Here is a 20,117-nt window from a genome sequence, read left to right as displayed (position 1 = left end):
TCCTCATATCCTAGTTGGTACGTTCAATATCTTTTAATAGAAGTTGACCCTCGCCATTTTCTTTATATTTCACCGTAACTTTATCGCCATTATTGAATTTTTCAAGCTCACTTGTTGATTCTTCAGTAATGTCAAGAACAACTGGCTCGTTATCTACAGTTACTTCAATTGTGTGGGTATCTGCTAGACCTACATATACGCCTTCTTTCGTTTTGATGTTACTGTCTGTTGACACATTTTCACCTTGGCTCTTTTGATTATCAGCCCCGCAACCTGCAAGGAGCAGTATAAAGAACATTAAACCAATCAATTTTTTCATTTTTCTCACCTCATTATGTTTTATCGTCAATCATTTAATATTTTAAAGAAAAATTAAGAAACAGTGAAACTTTTTTTTATAAAAATCGACTATTAGAGGATTTTATTTCTTCTATTAAAAAGAGTTGTATTTACTGGAAATTTCAATCATAATCAAATTAACTGAACAGATGGGGTGCAAAGAATGAGAAGTAAACGCAGAAAAAAGAAAAAAACCTTATTGCTGACGATATTAACTATTATTGGAATCCTTTTGTTAGGGACAGGCGGTTATGCATACTACTTATGGCATAAAGCCGCTTCAACCGTTGCAAGTATTCATGAAAGTATTGATAAATCCAAAAAGAGGGATACAGAGGTCAATATCAATAAAAAGGACCCGTTTTCCGTTTTAATCATGGGTGTGGATGAACGTGACGGCGATAAAGGCCGTGCCGACACGCTCATTTATATGACTGTTAACCCCAAAACGAATACAACCGACATGGTCAGCATACCGCGTGACACATATACAAAAATTATCGGAAAAGGCACGATGGATAAAATCAACCATTCATACGCATATGGCGGTACACAAATGACAGTTGACACTGTTGAAAACTTCCTCGATGTTCCGGTCGATTATTTTGTAAAAGTCAACATGGAAAGCTTTAGAGACGTTGTTGATACACTCGGCGGCATCACAGTTAACAGCACATTTGCGTTCAGCTATGACGGTTACTCATTCGGCAAAGGAGAAATCACACTGAACGGAAAAGAAGCATTGGCGTATACACGAATGAGAAAAGAAGATCCAAGAGGAGATTTCGGACGTCAGGACCGTCAGCGCCAAGTGATCGAAGGCATTATTAACAAAGGGGCAAATATCTCTTCCGTTACAAAGTTTGGAGATATGTTTAAGGTCGTTGAAGATAATGTGAAAACCAATTTGACGTTTGATAATATGTGGGATATCCAGTCCGATTACAAAGGCGCTCGAAAACATATCAAGCAGCACGAACTGAAAGGTGAAGGCACAAGAATCAATGACGTCTATTACTATAAAGCAGATGAGAGCCAGCTAGCTGACATCTCAAATGAACTGAAAGAAAGCTTAGAAAGCTAAAATAAAAAGAAGCTTCGCACCTATGTGCAAAGCTTCTTTTTTATTTACCCGTAAAAGAGTCCGGATGTGCATTCCGATATCCGTAATGAAACAGCAATTCCTCTACAATCCGGCGGGAGGCCTGTCCATCACCATACGGATTTGAAGCATAGGACATTTTCTGATACTCATCGGCGTCAGTTAAGAGCCCTTTTGCAAGCTGATAAATGTTCTCCTCATTTGTCCCCGCAAGTTTAAGCGTCCCTGCTTCCACTCCTTCAGGGCGCTCCGTCGTATCACGAAGCACAAGCACCGGTTTCCCGAGCGATGGTGCTTCCTCCTGCACTCCGCCGGAATCAGTTAAAATGAAATGAGATTTTGCCGCAAAGTTATGGAAATCAATCACTTCTAAAGGCTCAATCAGATGCACTCTGTCAGAGTCGCCAAAATGCTTTTGAGCCGCTTCCCGGACAACAGGGTTAAGGTGCACAGGGTAAACAACCTGTACATCATTATATTCCTCTACAATTCTGCGGATGGCCTTAAACATGTTTTCCATCGGCTCACCTAAGTTTTCACGGCGATGAGCGGTCAGCAAAATCATCTTATCCTCCCCCACCTGGTCAAGGACAGGGTGTGAATAACCTTCCCTAACTGTTGTGCGGAGCGCGTCAATCGCTGTATTGCCCGTTACAAAAATAGAATCGGCCTTTTTGTTTTCTTTTAACAAGTTGTCTCTTGCCTGTCCTGTCGGCGCAAAATGCAAATCGGCAATGGCACCAGTCATCTGACGGTTGAGCTCTTCCGGAAACGGAGAATATTTATTACCTGTGCGAAGACCGGCCTCAACATGCCCGACAGCAATTTGATGATAAAACGCGGCGAGGCTTCCGGCAAATGTCGTCGTCGTATCACCGTGGACAAGCACAATATCAGGCTTGGTGTCTTTAAACAGCTCATCCAATTTCACAAGCGCATTGGACGTAATTTCTGCCAGCGTCTGCCGCTCCTTCATAATGTTCAAATCGAAATCAGGCTTAATCCGAAACGCTTCAAGCACCTGATCCAGCATTTGTCTGTGCTGGGCAGTCACCGTTACATAGGACTCTATTTCAGGATATTTTTTTAATTCAAGCACAAGCGGCGCCATCTTTATCGCTTCCGGCCTGGTTCCGAAGACGGTCATGACTTTTAGTTTTTTCATAATTGTCACCTGGTTTCTGCAAAAATAAAATCATATCCTTATTCTACATGAATTTGTGTTATTTTAAATCATTTCCTATTGGTTAAGTGAACTTTATCGCTTTAGAAACTTAAGGATAAAACTTGTTTAAAAATGGTTTATCCTATATCATAAAAAATGTGTCAAAACACAATGAACAGGGTAATTAGAAAATAGTTTTAGCCATAAATATTTTCGTTAATAAGGAAGGTGCCTTTAAATGAAAAAAGTACGTAAAGCGATAATTCCAGCAGCAGGACTAGGAACGCGTTTTCTCCCGGCTACGAAAGCAATGCCGAAAGAAATGCTTCCTATCGTAGATAAACCAACCATTCAATACATAATTGAAGAAGCTGTTGAGTCCGGTATTGAGGACATTATTATTGTAACAGGCAAAAGCAAGCGTGCGATTGAGGATCATTTTGATTACTCTCCTGAGCTTGAAAGAAACCTTGAAGAAAAAGGAAAGATTGAACTTCTCGAAAAAGTGAAAAAATCTTCTAATCTAGCTGACATCCACTACATCCGCCAAAAAGAGCCTAAAGGACTTGGACATGCTGTATGGTGCGCTCGTAACTTTATCGGCGATGAACCTTTTGCGGTTCTGCTTGGAGACGATATCGTTCAGGCGGAAAAACCAGGATTGCGCCAGTTAATGGATGAATATGAAAGAACACTTTCTTCTATTATAGGTGTTCAGCAAGTGCCTGAAGAAGAAACTCACCGCTACGGTATTATCGATCCGCTGACAAGTGAAGGCCGCCGTTATCAGGTGAAAAACTTTGTTGAGAAGCCGTCTAAAGGCACAGCACCTTCTAACCTTGCTATCTTAGGCCGTTACGTATTTACGCCTGAGATCTTTATGTACTTAGAAGAGCAGCAGGTTGGCGCAGGCGGAGAAATTCAGCTGACAGACGCCATTCAAAAGCTGAATGAAATTCAAAGAGTGTTTGCTTACGATTTTGAAGGCAAGCGCTATGATGTCGGCGAAAAGCTCGGCTTTATCACAACCACTCTTGAGTTTGCGATGCAGGATAAAGAACTCCGCGGACAGCTCATTCCATTCATGGAAAACTTATTAAACAAAGAAGAAATCTAAACATAAAAAAGGCTATTGGACATTCATCCAATAGCCTTTTATTATTTCAACATCAAGGTCAGCGTATGCTCTTCATTATCAACTGCAAAAACCTGATTAGCAATATTCCAAAAATCAGAAGTAGATGTAAAATAATCTGGTTACGGCCTGCAGCAGAAATTGATAATCTCTGACTAGCACACTGATTGTTAGAGTTAAACAAACTAAATGAAAACATAAATCAATCATGCAGTTTAATTATCCAATGCAAGCTAAGTAAACACCGCTTGCTAAAAGCAACAATGACATAAACACTCATCATTACAAAATAACTAAATAAATTTCAAGCAATTGCAACAGACGGCAGTGAACTGATCGCAAAGTTCATTTTGGCTACCATATTAATCCCTTTAAATACGCTGTTGGATCCATCAAGAATTGTCGGGCTAATAAAAAACCACGGAATCAAACCATCCAGCATCCAAACGATAAAAGGCACTTCTCCGATACTTGTTATGTCCGTCTTACTGTTGCGGATCACCGTACCAAATACAAACCAGTACGCCAGCATTTGAATGAGAGGAATTAAAAAACTTTATAATATACCAATATAATTCATCTGATACAGAAACTTTGTCTAATACGAAGCCAAATCGCAAAATTAAAGGAAACGATGTAACAGATGTTGAGGTTTTTTTCACTCATTGACTAAACATAAAAAGCTGCTGAAACTCAGCAGCTTTATCAATACTAAAGTTATTATCGGTTTAATATCTTCGAAATGAATTTGCTATATACACTATAACTTTTTAAAGAGACATTTCCTTTATTAGTTATATAATGCTCGATGTTAACCCTGCCTTTCTTTAATACGGGTGTTATATATTGCAGAACCATTTCATTTTTTATTCTTATATTCTTTTCAGCAGAGTTAAAGAATAAATCGTAAACAAGATACGGATCAAAAAAGTGATCCCATAATATCTCATAAGAATTGGATTCATTTTTATTTTTTTTAAAGTAAACCTTATCATTATTAGAACGATTTTTCAGATAAAAGTTTCCTTCTCCTTCAAGGTCTTTATCTAACTTAAGAATTATTTTTTCAGTTGTAAACATAAAAGAAACTATATTAAATTTAAGTATATTAAGGGAGAGCTTATTTTTATCGGTATAGTACAGATTATAGCTTCGAGCTGTTTTATTTTTTTCAAAACTTATTGATTGAACCATTTTTTTTGAAATACGCAATTTATCTAAAGTTTTACCGTTAGTAAACAAAAGATATACATCATAAACTGCTAAATTATCAAATCTAGATAAAGGAATTTCCACATTAAATATATTTGAATTATTGGCAGAAACGTTGAAGATTTTTTTATCGTCGGGGTTAAACCTTGATTCGAATGAAACACTAAGTTCAATACCGGAAAAAGACTTAGGGACCTTTATTTCATTAAAACTAAGATACTCTTCAGCAACATCTATTCCTTTAATTTTTACAAACTCTTCTTTTAATGTTTTTATTTCGAATATAAAATCAGGAATATTTAAGTCTCTATCCCTGAAAAAAGGTAGTGCCCAATAAAACTTCCCATTCTCACCAATTATTTTACCTTGCGGGGAAGAAGATAAGTAATAAATCAACTCTTCTTTTAAATCATTTAATATGAAATAAACATACAAATTATTTATGATCCCAATATCGTTAGTGTATATATCTTTTATTTTTTCAAGAATAGGTGTAATTTCTTTATAAAAAATCTTTCTAAATTCTTTATTCGTAACGATGTTCTTTATTGGGAAAAAGAGCCGCTCAATATTTCGTTTTAAGAATTCATTAGTTAGTGTATTATCTCCGTATGTTTGGAAATAGTTCATCTGATATTTTAAAGATTCTATCCGATCTATAAAGTTCTGTATATCACCATTTAACTGAGTTATAGATTTTTGGGAAGCTTCTTTTCCTCGTTTTCTCCAAAGATAGACTATATCAGTTATAATCGAAATCTTATTTGCGTATAGAAAAGCTTTATGCACCATCGGACGATCTGCATACAACATTCCAGGTGGCATGAAGCAGTTATAATCTTCAATTAAACTTCTTCTAAAAATCTTATTCCAATAGAAACCATCATAAAAAATGTCAAGAAAATCATGTAAATTACTAATAACTTTCGGCTCTTGCCATACTTCTCTTTCTTTTTTATATATAATCTCTTTTTGAACCCCATCAATAAGAATATTAGGTTTACCAATAACTATGTCAGAATCCTTTTCCTTTGCTTCTGTATATAACTTTTCATAAGCATGAAGCGGAACAATATCATCAGAGTCAATAATCGTTACATATTCCCCTGTAGCTTTTGTTAAACCATTATTCCCAGCAATAGCGCCTCCACTATTCTTTTGATTAATCAGCAAAATATTTCTATATTTCTTTTGATATTCCTTTATAATTTCTAGACTATTGTCTGGGCTTTCATCATTCACAATGATAATCTGAATATCCTTTAACGTCTGATTGATCAATGAATCTAAACATTCTCTCAAATAATTCTCTGTGTTATAGACTAAAACTACAACACTTAATTTATAATTTTTATTTTCCATAACTGTCACCTGCTTTAATATATTTAGTATGGAATATCAATATTGAACACTCAGCATTTTTTTATTAAAAATATTTGTTTCATGCTCTATGATTTTAATTACTTTTCTTATTGTTTCCTCATTTAAATCAGAATACATTGGTAAAGCTAGTATTCTATCACTAATATCTTTTGCAACGGGTGTCAGGTTAGAATTAAAATTATAACAAGAAAAATCATTACACAATGGATAAAAATATTTTCTTAAGTTCAAATTATACTTTTTAACTTCATTAAATAAATAATCTCTAAGTTCTTTATTCGCTACTAAAATAGGGAAATAAGAATAATTATGTCTAATGTTTTCAAGCTCTTCTAAATAAGTAATCCCTTTTATACCTTTTAAATAACTTGCATATATGGAATATATTTTTTTTCTTTTTAATATTTCTTCATCTATACTCTTTAAATTAATTAATCCCATAGCAGCTTGAAATTCATTCAGCTTTGCGTTAGTTCCAATTATTTCTATATCATCATTATGCGAATTAATACCAAAATTTTTCATAGCTTTTAAAGTGTCAGCAACCTCCGAATTTTTAAAACTCAATATACCGCCCTCTATAGAATGAAAAACTTTTGTAGCATGCATACTGAACATTGATATATCGCCAAAATCTGTAATACTATTTCCGTTTATAGTTACACCAAAAGCATGTGCGGCATCGTAAATAACCTTTAAATTAAATTTTTTTGAAATCTCCTCTATTTTATAAACATCGCAAGGATATCCAAAAACATGAACAGCCACTATTGCTTTTGTTTGCTCTGTGATGTGCTGCTCAAGCTGAGAGCTGTCTATATTAAAGTTATCTGGTTCTATATCACAAAAAATAGGCTTCAAACCGGCATTTGTGATAGCATGAATAGTTGATGCAAATGTAAAAGGAGTAGTGATGACCTCTCCCTCACCACCGAGAGTCTTTAATGCCGTCTCTAAAGCCAGGTGTCCATTTACAAATAGCTCAATGTTTTCAGAGTTTAAATGAGCTTTCAGATTTTGTTTAAATTCTTCATGAAGGGGTCCATTATTTGTTAGCCAGTTATTTTCCCAAACACTTTCAATTTTTTCAACATAACTTTGAAAAGGAGGCAATTTAGGTTTTGTTACATTGACTTGTTTTTCAAATCTCAATTCGTTATCCATCATCATTGTCTCCAATCAATTAAAGACTCAACTGCATCTATATCAAAAACAGGGATATTTAAATTGTATATTTCGCTGCGCTCTGCAAATGAGTCATCTATAAAGATAGCAGGTAAATCATTATTAATGCTTTCAGATTTTTTATCTTGCTTATTTAAATGTATAATCTCATCAAAAAGTGTAGGACTTATTTTTAAAGCTTCTAAAGTCTCTCTGATATTATATGCATGTTTTGTAATTAATATTAACTTGATACCCTTGCTTGAGCATTGATACAAAAATAGCATAAGCATTGGATTAACCTTTTCTCTATATGTTATAGTATCATCAAAATCCACGTAGACTCTTTTATATGAAATATTCAATTCAAATCTATTAATTAATGCTCTATCTACCTCAACTTCAAAGTTGTTATTTGTAATTTCAACATCATAATCCATTCTGTCATACAAACTCAGCAAAGGAAAATTAATCCCTTTGTTTCTGTGAAGACCCATAGTTCCAGCGATGCGGGGAGCTATTTCCAAAAGTTTATATTTGTTATTCTTATCTTTTTTTAGTTGGAAGAACCAAGCTCCTCTAAATTCAATTTTATCATTAATAATCCTTGCTATCCTTTTAACTTCCTCATCTAAAGGTAAGGTTACTGAATTTACACTAATTCCACTTTTAATCCTTTTTCTAGCTCTTTTTCCTGCAAACTTTAAAGAACCATGTTTATCAGTAAAACAATCAATAGTATACTCCTCACCTGGAAGATATTCTAATACAATTAGATCTTTATTTTGTTTTTTATAAAATAACAGTTCCTCTTTATTATTTGCTTTTGCTACTCCCTTAGAGCCTTGTCCAACATCAGGTTTAAGAAAAACAGGATAAGTATTAATTTCGTTTACTTGATTATACATTTTCGGTACAAAGTCTTCATTTTCAAAAAACTGATAAGTTAGCTTTTTAGATCGAGCTATTTCACATGTTTGCTTAGAAGAGGTTACAACAATTGCGTTAATACTGTCTTGATGTTGGGCTAATTTTAAGACTGCACTGTCATGAGCAGGAATTATAAAATCAATGTCGAACTTTGATACCATCTCGTTTAAGAAATCAATAAATTCTTCTGCATCTATATTGGGAAAGCCCTCCATATAATTTTTGTAAACATGAGTGCCGTGATCTTTTATGCTCGAACCTCCATATAATGTCAATTCTTTTACATACTTTAACGCGTTATGAACTTCCAAACCGATCTCAGAACCACATGGAAAAATTAGAACGTTTTTATTCAAGTTTAGTATCCTCCTTAATTAAAAAACCTTTTCAATGATTTTTCTAGCTGAATTTCCATCCTCTATTTCACAATACTTTTTTACAAATTGAGCGTAGGAACTTTTGTATTCTAGTTCTACTTGTTTTATATTCTTAATAGAATTCAATAGCTCTTCACTCGATTCTAATATTGGGCCGGGCAAATCCTTTTTCATGTCTAAGTAGAAACCCCTAATCTCTTCTTTGTACAAATTGAAGTCATAAGCAAAAAACAGTATAGGTTTTTTTGTATTAGCAAATTCGAAAAAGACTGAAGAATAATCAGTGATAAGAATATCAGAAATGACATATAATTCTTGTATATCATCATAGGATGATACATTAAATATATGATCTTTATATTCGTTAGAAATAACAATTGAATCAGAAATCAAATGATGCATTCTTAATAGCAAGATGTACTCATCAGATAATTTTTCCATGAAATCATTTAGGTTGATTTTTATTTCAAAAGAATGCTGCCAAGACGCTGATGATTCATTGTCGCGCCATGTTGGGGCATACAATATAACCTTTTTATCTTTTGGAATTCCTATATTTTCCTTCAATTCATACCTTAACTCTGAAATATCTTTTTTGAAAAATATATCATTTGCAGGATATCCTAATTCAAGTACTCTTTTATTGAATTTAAATGCTCTTTTAAATATATTACTTGAGTATCTATTTGCTGATATTAAATAGTCCCAATTCCTTGACTCTAAATAAAAATTTTCTCTTGCCAATTTTTCTGGCCCGTCTACTTCTATATCAAAACCTAATTTCTTCAATGGTGTTCCGTGCCATGTTTGCAAGTAAATATTCCCTTCTCTTTTTCTATGAACAGGGAAAATAATATTATTAACCCAGTATTTAGATTCTGCCAGATATTTGAAATACTCTTCACTTTCTCTTTCAACTACTATTGGGTTGCCGGGAATACTAGAATTTCCGGAATAAGACCAAATAAATATAAACTGATTAGAATAACCCATTTCAAGCAATTTTTCATATATATATTTAGGATTACCAGAATAACTTTTCCCTAGAAAACTTTCAAAGAAAATCATTTTTTTATTAATTGGATTTGATTCACAAACTTTATTAAAAATACTTTTTCCCTTTGCAATGTTATATGTCTTTTCAAACTGATGTTTATCTGTATACCACATTGCCAAGCTTTCTTTTCCCATCGTTGCATAGAAGACAAATTGCATATCTTCATCTATATCTTTGTTCACAAGTAAATACCGATTTTCTTCATTTTCAAAGTTAGAGAACTCGCTCATATTTATCAATTCTTTAAATATGACGGAATTTTTTAAATTTCTGACTTGTAAAATTAGATCCCAGCGACTATTTACTGCTAGGTCATTTCTAATTTTGTCCATCGTTAATAACCCTTTAAATTCATACCTCTGTTTATCTACTGAAGAGGATTGAATTTCAAAGCCATAAGATTTTTTATTGTCCCTTCTTGTAAGAATAACTTCAACTTTATTTACTTCTTTTGGAGTGACTTGAGAATCTAAAGCTCCCTCAATGTATAAATTATGCCCAATTGCTTTCAATGTATTGACTTTTTGTGAGAAGTAAGATTTTTCTACAATAATAGATAAGTAATTATTTTTTGTTTTAAAGGGACGTAATTTTATATTGCTTTCTTTATCAAAAATATTTATTCCTAAATTATCATTAGAAAAAGGAGTTCTTTTTTTTATATGTTTGTTATAAATCCTACAAACAACATATATATCTAAAATAGCCTTTTCACCAATATTAAAAATTTCAGTGCAACTAAAATTCACATTGCTTCCTTTGATTTTTTTCTTAATTCTTCTTCCTGAACTTCTGTCCTTTAAAACTAGATAATTACTGCCTACATTTTTGACATTAGTGACTTTAAAACTTACATTATTTTCATTTTTAATTATTTGCACTTTATGATTTTGGATATTTCTTTTAACACTTAATTTCAAAAATCTTTTTATAAAGTTAACCAATTACTCACACCTCCAATGTATTCTTTCCATGAAAAAATCCCCGGACCTTTAATGTTAGGTTTGGGGAATTTATCGTTTAATCTTTATATATTTCTGTAATTCCCATTCAAAATATTAGCAAGCCATTCCTTATTATTCAGATACCAATTAACAGTTTTCTCTATACCTTTTTCCCATTGAGTAGAAGGCTCCCAACCCAAGTCTCTTTTTATTTTTGATGCATCAATAGCATATCTACGGTCGTGACCTTTTCTATCTTGTACATATTTAATAAGTGATTCATCAATTTTTAAGTCTACTTTTTCTTGTAGTAATTTTATAACTGTTTTTACAAGATCAATATTTGTTTTTTCATTATTTCCACCTATATTGTACACTTCACCGATGCTTCCTTTATGAATTACTAAATCAATAGCTACACAATGATCTTCCACATATAACCAATCTCTTATGTTAAGTCCATCTCCATAGAGAGGCACTTCTTTGAAATCTAAGCAATTACTGATGATAACAGGAATCATTTTTTCAGGAAATTGCAATGGGCCATAGTTATTTGAGCATCTTGTTATATTTATTGGAAAACCATATGTATCAAAATACGATTTCACAATGAGGTCACTTGATGCTTTGCTGGCAGAATATGGACTATGAGGGTCTAAAGGAGTTGATTCAGAGAACAATCCATCAGTTCCTAAAGATCCATATACCTCATCAGTAGAAATATGAATAAACTTCTTACCTTTTATAAAAGAATCATCTTCGTTTAACCAATTTTGTTTAGATATATTTAATAAATTAATTGTCCCCAATACATTTGTTTTAACAAAGATTTCTGGGTCTTCTATACTTCTATCTACATGAGATTCTGCAGCAAAATTCACAACATAATCTATTTCAAAATCCTCAAATATCTTTTCAACTATCTCTTTATCTGCAATATTACCTTTAACAAAGTGATAATTTTTCTTATTTTCAACTTTTTTAAGATTATCCAGGTTTCCCGCATATGTTAAATCATCTATATTAATAATAGTAATATCTTCATACTTATCCATCATATATAGTATAAAGTTCGAACCAATAAACCCTGCTCCGCCTGTTACTAAATAAGTTTTCATCTGTTTCTCTCCTACGACTTAATTTCATTGTTTTCAACTAATTTGATTAAATACTTTCCGTATTCTGTTTTATTTAATGGTAATGCTAACTTAGACAACTTTTCCGCACTAATATATCCTTTACGAAAGGCAATTTCTTCCAATGATGCAATGTAAAGCCCTTGTCTATTTTGTACAGCTTCTACATAATTACTCGCTTCTAATAAACTTTTATGGGTCCCCGTGTCCAACCATGCCATTCCCCTGCCCATGATTTCGACCTTTAAATTGCCCTGTTTTAAATAGTATTCATTAATAGAACTAATCTCTAATTCTCCCCGTTCAGAAGGCACAATTTCTTTCGCAATATTTATTACATTATTATCATAAAAATATAAACCTGGAACAGCATAGTTTGATTTTGGAACTTTAGGTTTTTCTTCAATACCTACGACTCTACCTTCACTGTCAAAATCAACTACACCGTAATCTTCTGGATTTTTAACATAATATCCAAAAACGATTGCACCTTCTTTTAGCGAAACAGCCTTATCTAACAAATTGGTGAATCCTTGTCCATAAAAAATATTATCTCCAAGCACCAGAGCTACATTATCATCACCAATAAATTTCTCGCCTATAAGAAATGCATCGGCAAGTCCACGAGGTTTTTTCTGAACCTCATAAGTTAAACTTAAACCTAAGTTTTCACCATTCCCCAGCAGTTGTTTAAATAACGGCAGATCCCTTTCAGTGGAGATAATTAATATCTCCTTTATCCCGCTTAACATTAATACGGATAACGGGTAATAAATCATAGGTTTATCATATATAGGAACTAGTTGTTTCGAAATCCCTCTTGTTATAGGATAAAGCCTCGACCCTGTTCCTCCAGCTAAAATAATACCTTTCATTTTAAACCTCCAAGAAAACTACTTTTTCTTTGAAAACATGCTTTATACTACTCTTTTGTTACGTTACCATTCTCTAAATCGCAATACCCATTATGAAAAGTTATCATAATTATTTTTCAATATAGGATATTGCAATGATTGTTTCATTTCCTTCAACTCTTTATTAGGTTTACTATAGGTCCTGGTGCGAATTTTTCTATATTAAAATAAAAGCCTCTTAACTTGTCTCTAAATTTTCAAAATCGCAGACAAAAAATACTATTGATTTTTTCAAAATCAAAAAAACAGTAGAATAATCCGTTATTAATATCGCTAACAAGGTACATTTCTCTTATATATCAGAATTGTTAGTATGTTGATACAAACCCTTCATATTCTTTCAAATTAAAATTTTTTTGTAATTAAATAGTGCATTCTAAGTAGAATAACTGCTTTATAACCTAACTATTCTTTTAATAATTTAAAGTCCAGTTTTTAATTTAAACTTACAACTGCCTTTTAGTAAAATAAAATTTTTTTCTCTTTTAGTATGTTAAACTATTTTTTATTTTATTTTTAATGTTTCTGTATTTTCAGAGGACAAAATGTCATTTCTCAGATAACCAGTCTCTAAAATTGATTGTCTATATTTAAAGCAATTCGGAAAATTTTTGTAGAATACTTATTTGGAGAAATTAAAATATACTACTTACTTGACTCTTTTTGTGAAATCCCATTTGTATTTTCTGTATTTGCTCCTGGCATATGAACTTCTTCCATATCGTTAGCCAGTTTTTTAGTGGAGTACCGTGACATGTTTGAATGTACAAAGAACAGAAAAAATTATAATAAGTAATTTTTTCTTTTTCATTTTAAAAAATATGCCTTCCATTTCAATAATGAGAACTTTAGTCTTCAAACATACAACTTCAATAAATAGTGTGTACACAAGAAAAAAAGAAGCAACTTTGAATTACTTCTATAAAAAAATTCATTTACAAATTTGCAATTTCTTTTTTTATCTTAGTTGTAGAAATTCCTTCAGTTCTTGGCAGGTAAACCACTTCACAATGATCTTTTAAGTAATCAAATTTACCTTCCTAATCATCGCCCATCACAAAGCACATCAATCTCATGGTCTTTTATGTCTTGTATTTTCTGAGCCCAATTTTTTTCAGGAATTACTTCATCTACATATCGTATTGTTTCTAAAATAAATTTTCTATGTTCATAACTATGATAGGCTTTTTTTGTTTCTGCAAATTAAATTCATCAGTGCTAATGGCAACCACTAAATAGTCACCAAGTTTTTTTGCACGTTCAAGCAATTTAATATGCCCCCAATGAAGCAAGTCAAACGTGCCGTAAGTACTAACCTTTTTCACTCTGTAAACTCCTTTCAATGTTGAAAGAAAAGGCCATTTTTTTACAATGTCTTAATAACTCCGACATAAATTTCACATATCATTAATATTTAACAATAATAGCATAATCACCTATAAAAGTTAAGGTTTTTTAAAAAACAAAAACGGTATTAAAGACCTGTTGTCAATAGTTCTATTTTATTATTTTAAATCAATGCTCGAAACCAAATTAACTGAATTATTTTTCGCAGCCAGTGAAACAATTTCTTTTCTATTACGTCATTTATTCTGTACACCCTCCTCATATTAATTCATCGTCAAAAAGTGAAGGAATTGTAATACGAAAGTTAAAAATCCTAAAAATTTTTGTGGTAAGATAGAGTGAAATTTTTTTCAGGCTAAGAGGCTTTAATCAAACTATACGAATGACACGTGTTTTTATAGACATATAGATGAAAGAAAGGTTGATACGATACAAACGAAACCCATTAATCAATTAGAAAAAGGAAAACCGAACTTCTTGAGAAAGTGAAAAAAGCTTCTAATCTGGCTGACATTCACTATATCCGCCAAAAGGAGCCTAAAGGACTCGGACACGCTGTCTGGTGCGCGCGGAACTTTATCGGCGATGAGCCGTTTGCTGTTCTGCTTGGAGACGATATTGTCCAAGCAGAAACACCAGGGCTGCGCCAATTAATGGATGACTACGGAAAAACACTTTCTTCTATTATCGGTGTTCAGCAAGTGCCTGAAGAAGAAACACACCGTTACGGCATTATTGACCCGCTGACAAGTGAGGGCCACCGTTACCAGGTGAAAAACTTCGTTGAGAAGCCGCCTAAAGGCACTGCACCTTCTAACCTTGCCATCTTAGGCCGTTACGTATACACCTGAGATCTTCATGAGCTTAGAGGATCAGTAGGTTGGCGCCGGCGGTGAAATTCAGCTGTCAGACGCCAGACAAAAACTGAATGAAATCGATTTGAAGGCTAGCGTTATGATGTTGGGAAAAGCTCGGCTTTATCACAACAACTCTTGAGTTTGCGATGCAGGATAAAGAGCTTCGCTAGCAGCTCGTTCCATTTATGGTAAACAAAAAGGCTATTGGACATTTATCCAATAGCCTTTTTTTATTTCGACATCAAGGTCAGTGTATGCTCTTCATTATCAACTGCAAAAACCAGATTAGCTGTATTTACAAGAAAACGATTCTTGCTGCTGTCATACAATACATCGCTGTCACTTAAAGATAGTGACGCCGGAGTAACGGGAGAAATGTTGTGAAAGATAAGCTCTGATGCTTTATCATTCTCCAGCACATAGCTGATTTTTTCATAATCAAAATCAAGCGACTTTCTCCCGTCAGCCGTATCTCCTTCAGTATAGCCATTCAATTTCGATTGAATGCTGATTCTGCTGTCTCCCAGGAATTTGAGAAAGTATTCATAGGAAGCTGCTGCGGCTTGCGGGACATAAGGCGTAAAGGAAGCAGACCGCAATTCAGCATGTTTCACGTTTGTTGCAACAGCGCTCTGTTTCACATAATAAGAGTGCCCGTCGAACTTTATTTTCGCTGCTTGTTTGCCTTTTGCAGCTACCGTCACTTTCGTACCGAATGGCAGTGTAACGTCAGCCTTCTTTCTCAGATCTTGATCCTTATAAGCAGACGCTTTTTCATCTGCTATAAAGCCTTGCTTATTGACTGCGGTTAATTGTTCCTCTGTCTTGCCCTTTGCATCGCCATGATGCTTCTTCACTTCATTTTGCGGAATCGCGCCAAACGAAGCAATTGTACGAAGCGGGGCATTAAAAAACATCGTTCCCGCCATGAAGACTGTCAGAATAGACAAAATAGCAATTTGAATAGCATTAGCCAGTGATTTCGGCTTTTTCTTCTTATTGCGGAAACGGGCAAACGCTTCAGGATCTTCTTTCTTCCGCTCTTCCGTTTGCTCTTTTTTATATGTTTCTTTTTCTTTTTTCGACAGCTTATTAAACCAGTCAATAAACGCTTTGTACTCTTTGACAACAGTTTTTGTCTCATCAAACATACGAAGCTCGCCGTAGTGCATCCAAGCGACGCGGTCACACATCTTTTCAATCTGGCCGATGGAGTGGCTGACAAAGAAAATGGTTTTTCCTTGCTTTTTAAACTCATTTATTCTGTCTACACACTTCTGATAAAATGTTTGGTCCCCTACGGAGAGCGCTTCGTCAATAATTAAAATGTCAGGGTCAATATGAACGGAAATCGCGAAACCGAGACGAGATTTCATACCGCTGGAATAGTTTTTAACCGGCTGATTAATAAAATCGCCAATCTCTGCAAATTCAACGATACTCTCATACATGTCATCAATTTCTTTATTGGTTAACCCCATCATCAAACACTTGAGCCGAACGTTGTCCCGGCCCGTCAATTGATTATTTAAACCGGCTGCTATCGCAATCAGCGACGGCTGGCCGTTCATTTCTATCTCACCGCTGGTCGGCGGAATGATTTTAGCCAGCAGGTTAGACATGGTCGATTTCCCCGACCCGTTTATCCCTACAAAGCCAATTGTTTCTCCCTCATACACGTCAAAGGAGACATTCCGCACAGCAAAAAAACCATTATCCTTAGCTGGAAAAAACAATCCTTTAATCTTGTCCGATTGTTTTTTATACAAATGATACTGCTTTGAAACATTTCGAAACGAAACTTTTAGTTTCATCGTACAATCTCCTTACGTATTAAAGAAAGTCAACAAACTTGTCTCTGAATTTCATATGCAGGATAGAACCTACTGTTAGTAAAAGAAAAGTGAATAGCCAGAAATACAGCGTGTATTTTATGTCTTGGAAGAACCACTGGCCGTCTAAGAAGCTGTTCCGGAAACCCTCAATAATATAGAATAGCGGATTCAGCTTCAAAACAGGTAATAATTCTGGATGATTCTGACCGAGTTTTGAATTGATATCCCAAAAAATTGGTAACAAGAAAAACAAAAGCCTTGTTACAGCTTGAAGTAAAAACTGATAATCCCTTACCAGCACGCTGATTGTTGAATTAAACAAACTAAAAGAAAACATAAAGGCAATCAAGCAAATAAAGTAGTAAATATATTGTAACCAATGCAAACTTGGATATATTCCGTTAACTAACAGTACAATGATATAAATCACCATCATAATAAAATAGCTAAATAAGTTAGAAGCAATGGCCACTGAAGGCAGAGAACTAATCGGAAAATTCATTTTAGCTACCATCTTAATCCGCTTAAATACACTGTTTGAACCATCAAGTATAGTTGGACTGATAAAAAACCAGGGAATTAACCCTGCCAGCATCCAAACAATAAAAGGCACTTCACCGGCTCCGGTCGCGACAGGCCCACCTTTTCTAATTCCCATGCCAAATACAAACCAGTAGGCAAGCATTTGGATAAGCGGGTTTAAAAACTGCCAAAGAACACCCAAGTAATTCATTTGATATTTAGATTTCGTTTCATAAGCCGCCAATCTTAAAATTAAAGGAAATGACGTTATTTGCTCTCTCAGTATTCGCAATAAATCATTCATTTTTTATCTTCCTTAGACTTAGTTGATTTTTGGAAATCTTTCTGTTTAAGAAATTGAAAGCACCGCTGATAATTGTAACAGATCCTGCATTTTTTTTCACTTCTCAATAAGTGTCAAAAAGCTGCCGAGACTTCGACAGCTTTCAGATCTTAAAAAATGCCAGAATTTATTGTGCTCTAAATACAGTATTTACTACTTTTTCAGATGAACGTCCTGATTCTAAGTAACAGAACTTATCATAGAAAGGTTCGAATGAAATTGGTAATTCGTAATTAGGTGATGCAATTTCCTTAATAGCCTCAATGGTTTCTTCAGTTGTTTTCACTAATGGACCCGGTGCATCCTTTTCAAAATCAAAGTAGAAACCTCTCAGCTTATCACGGTAAGTTTCAATATCAGGTACAAAGAAAAGCATTGGCCGTTTTAAATTTGCATAATCAAAGAATACAGAAGAATAATCAGTAATTAGCAAATCAGAAATCATATACAATTCACGAATATCCTCATAAGCAGAAAAATCAAACGCAAAACCTTCATAAGGCCCCAAATCAAAATTCTCAGCTACAAGATAATGCATTCTTAAAATAACGATATATTCATTTCCAAGTTCTTGTCTTAGCTGATTCAAATCTAAATCAAGGTCAAATTTATAGCGTCCTTTTGCATAGAATTGATCATCTCTCCATGTAGGGGCATATAAAATTACTTTTTTATCACTTGGAATGTCCAATCTGCCTTTAATCGCAGATATTGTTTCTTCATTGTTATCATTATGAAGAAAATCATTTCTTGGATAACCAGACTCAATCATCGTTTTGTTAAACTGAAACGCCCGGGCAAAAATTTCAGATGAATATGCATTAGGAGAAACTAAATAGTCCCAATTAGAAGCTTCTCTTATAAAATTCCTCTTATATTTCTTTGTATTTGTTCCAGGCATATGCACTTCTTCCATATCCATTGCCAGTCTTTTCAACGGCGTTCCATGCCATGTTTGTACATATGTTGTGTGTTCAGGTTTTGGAATCCATAATGGAAGCCTGCTGTTAACAATCCAGTACTCCGCCCTCGCCATAGCAAAAAGCCATTTTATCGAAAGTCGGTTGATATAAGGAATTTTCTTTTCATCAAATGGAGCTGAATATTGTTTGTTTACACTCCAGTACATTTTGTACTCAGGATGGTTTTCCCGCATATATTCATAAATTGCTCTCGGATTACAACTGTATTGTTTTCCGTTGAAACTTTCAAAAATGATTGTTTTTCGTTTAACGGGCATCTTGCTGGCCATCATAAATAGTGATTTGTAAGTTTTAGTGATGAACCGGTTTCTCACTTTTGTTAGTTTTTTGATTTTTGATACAAACCGTTTCTTTTTGCCTTTAACAAAGTACTTAATCCTTGTGTTCATGCTATAGTCGTTGACTCTGATGCATACAGTTTGTTTCTTTTTCTTCTTGAAAATCTCATAACGAATCAGCCCGTTTTCCGATTTCACAACGCTCACTAAACCTTTTAGTTTATTTTTCCGGTCCCCTAAAACCAAAGCAGTGCTGTTAAACACAATTTCTGTTTTTTCTTCATCAGTACATATATACTCCATAAATAAACGGTAAACAAACCGTTTTTCAATGGAGAAAGGAATCTCTTTTAAAGGAATTTTCACTTCAAAATGATATAATTGCGGCATAAAACCGTCTTCTCTGGTTTGGTCAATCCCTTGCATTTTTCTTTCAAGCTGCAATGGAAACTTTTCCTCAACCGGCGTTTCTCCGCCCTTTTTCATGATAAGATTCATGTCATTTATTTGATATTGATTTTCAGAACTCAGATATCCCGCATAACCCTTTAGGGTAATTTCTTCAGAATTAATCCCTATGTCGTCAAACCTTACAATTTTGGCTTCCCTTTTTACCTTTACTGAAAAATTGCCTTTATCAGTTTTATATGGTAAAACCAAAAGTCCGGTTGTTTGATCAATATGAAATGCAAGCTCAACCGTATCTACTTCAGCAGAAAGACGCTTTTCTTGCGGCTGTTGCGGTTCTGTATCTTCGTTTTTTTCGCCAAATATTACATAAAAGTCATACGTTTGGCCCATTTCAAGCGGCATAGGCAAAAGATGAACATCAATATCTGTTTTGTACTCTAATAAATCAGTATTTTGAAGCAAAAATTCAGCTTCTGCACCTGAACGTCTCTCTTTTAACTTTAAAAATAACTCTTGGTTCTCTAAAAGTTGTTGGTCAGTATCAATAACAATCGACAATTCCAGTTTACCTAATCTGTTTTTCAAGCTTTTCAAAATACATTTAATCACAGTATTTTCACTCATTACTATTGTCTGCTCCTCTGTATAAAAGCTCTTACCTTACTGCTTCCTTATATAAGGTT

At 33.9% G+C, this 20,117-nt stretch carries 14 protein-coding genes and 2 pseudogenes; 4 read left to right on the top strand and 12 right to left on the bottom strand.

Annotated features, from left to right (window positions below):
- Positions 1 to 10: 10 nt before the first annotated feature.
- Positions 11 to 319 (bottom strand): membrane protein, encoded by a 309-nt coding sequence (locus NST16_RS00245; protein WP_010332086.1) that lies wholly within the window; start codon positions 317 to 319, stop codon positions 11 to 13.
- Positions 320 to 502: 183 nt separating this feature from the next.
- Here NST16_RS00245 and tagU point away from each other — a divergent pair, with 183 nt between their 5' ends.
- Positions 503 to 1,423: a polyisoprenyl-teichoic acid--peptidoglycan teichoic acid transferase TagU gene (tagU, locus tag NST16_RS00240; RefSeq protein WP_010332087.1), complete on the top strand. Its 921-nt coding sequence runs from the start codon at positions 503 to 505 to the stop codon at positions 1,421 to 1,423.
- A gap of 40 nt (positions 1,424 to 1,463) precedes the next feature.
- On the opposite strand, the gene wecB is transcribed toward tagU, so the two are convergent.
- Positions 1,464 to 2,606, bottom strand: coding sequence for a non-hydrolyzing UDP-N-acetylglucosamine 2-epimerase (wecB, locus tag NST16_RS00235; RefSeq protein ID WP_010332088.1), 1,143 nt, complete (start codon positions 2,604 to 2,606; stop codon positions 1,464 to 1,466).
- Positions 2,607 to 2,844: 238 nt separating this feature from the next.
- Here wecB and galU point away from each other — a divergent pair, with 238 nt between their 5' ends.
- Both galU and NST16_RS00225 read left to right on the top strand, forming a co-directional pair.
- Entirely contained in the window at positions 2,845 to 3,723 is an 879-nt protein-coding gene (galU, locus tag NST16_RS00230) for a UTP--glucose-1-phosphate uridylyltransferase GalU (RefSeq protein ID WP_010332089.1), read from the top strand.
- 398 nt (positions 3,724 to 4,121) lie between these two features.
- Positions 4,122 to 4,277: a hypothetical protein gene (locus NST16_RS00225; protein WP_340888234.1), complete on the top strand. Its 156-nt coding sequence runs from the start codon at positions 4,122 to 4,124 to the stop codon at positions 4,275 to 4,277.
- A gap of 184 nt (positions 4,278 to 4,461) precedes the next feature.
- Here the strand turns inward: NST16_RS00225 and NST16_RS00220 are convergent, their stop codons facing one another.
- From NST16_RS00220 to tagD, 7 genes and pseudogenes are all read right to left on the bottom strand, one after another.
- On the bottom strand, positions 4,462 to 6,315 hold the full coding sequence (locus NST16_RS00220) for a glycosyltransferase (protein WP_340883394.1): 1,854 nt from the start codon (positions 6,313 to 6,315) through the stop codon (positions 4,462 to 4,464).
- A 36-nt stretch (positions 6,316 to 6,351) separates the two neighbouring features.
- Entirely contained in the window at positions 6,352 to 7,500 is a 1,149-nt protein-coding gene (locus NST16_RS00215) for a DegT/DnrJ/EryC1/StrS family aminotransferase (protein ID WP_340883392.1), read from the bottom strand.
- A gap of 2 nt (positions 7,501 to 7,502) precedes the next feature.
- Positions 7,503 to 8,786, bottom strand: a complete 1,284-nt coding sequence (locus tag NST16_RS00210; RefSeq protein WP_340883389.1) for an ATP-grasp domain-containing protein — start codon at positions 8,784 to 8,786, stop codon at positions 7,503 to 7,505.
- A gap of 18 nt (positions 8,787 to 8,804) precedes the next feature.
- The gene (locus NST16_RS00205; RefSeq protein WP_340883387.1) at positions 8,805 to 10,808 is read right to left on the bottom strand and encodes a CDP-glycerol glycerophosphotransferase family protein; all 2,004 of its coding nucleotides are present in this window, start codon (positions 10,806 to 10,808) and stop codon (positions 8,805 to 8,807) included.
- An 83-nt stretch (positions 10,809 to 10,891) separates the two neighbouring features.
- Positions 10,892 to 11,926 carry a dTDP-glucose 4,6-dehydratase gene (gene rfbB, locus NST16_RS00200; RefSeq protein WP_340883385.1) on the bottom strand — a complete coding sequence of 345 codons (1,035 nt, stop codon included), beginning with the start codon at positions 11,924 to 11,926 and terminating at the stop codon, positions 10,892 to 10,894.
- Between the two features lie 11 nt (positions 11,927 to 11,937).
- A complete protein-coding gene (rfbA, locus tag NST16_RS00195) occupies positions 11,938 to 12,819 on the bottom strand; it encodes a glucose-1-phosphate thymidylyltransferase RfbA (RefSeq protein WP_340883384.1) in 882 nt (293 codons plus the stop codon).
- A gap of 974 nt (positions 12,820 to 13,793) precedes the next feature.
- Positions 13,794 to 14,183: pseudogene (tagD, locus tag NST16_RS00190) on the bottom strand (glycerol-3-phosphate cytidylyltransferase).
- Positions 14,184 to 14,663: 480 nt separating this feature from the next.
- Between tagD and NST16_RS00185 the strand changes: the two are divergent.
- Positions 14,664 to 15,232: pseudogene (locus tag NST16_RS00185) on the top strand (UTP--glucose-1-phosphate uridylyltransferase); the annotation flags it as partial.
- Positions 15,233 to 15,292: 60 nt separating this feature from the next.
- Here NST16_RS00185 and tagH read toward each other — a convergent pair.
- The 3 genes from tagH to NST16_RS00170 all read right to left on the bottom strand — a co-directional run bounded on the left by tagH (position 15,293) and on the right by NST16_RS00170 (position 20,058).
- Positions 15,293 to 16,876 (bottom strand): teichoic acids export ABC transporter ATP-binding subunit TagH, encoded by a 1,584-nt coding sequence (gene tagH / locus NST16_RS00180; protein ID WP_340883382.1) that lies wholly within the window; start codon positions 16,874 to 16,876, stop codon positions 15,293 to 15,295.
- 19 nt (positions 16,877 to 16,895) lie between these two features.
- Positions 16,896 to 17,723 (bottom strand): teichoic acids export ABC transporter permease subunit TagG, encoded by an 828-nt coding sequence (tagG, locus tag NST16_RS00175; protein ID WP_283912637.1) that lies wholly within the window; start codon positions 17,721 to 17,723, stop codon positions 16,896 to 16,898.
- Positions 17,724 to 17,889: 166 nt separating this feature from the next.
- The gene (locus NST16_RS00170) at positions 17,890 to 20,058 is read right to left on the bottom strand and encodes a CDP-glycerol glycerophosphotransferase family protein (protein WP_268504514.1); all 2,169 of its coding nucleotides are present in this window, start codon (positions 20,056 to 20,058) and stop codon (positions 17,890 to 17,892) included.
- Positions 20,059 to 20,117: the final 59 nt, after the last annotated feature.

This window comes from Bacillus sp. FSL K6-1005, from assembly GCF_038000225.1.
Taxonomy (GTDB): Bacteria; Bacillota; Bacilli; order Bacillales; family Bacillaceae; genus Bacillus; species Bacillus mojavensis.
Note: the sequence above shows the minus strand (reverse complement) of the source record. Positions and strands in the feature narration are given on the sequence as shown.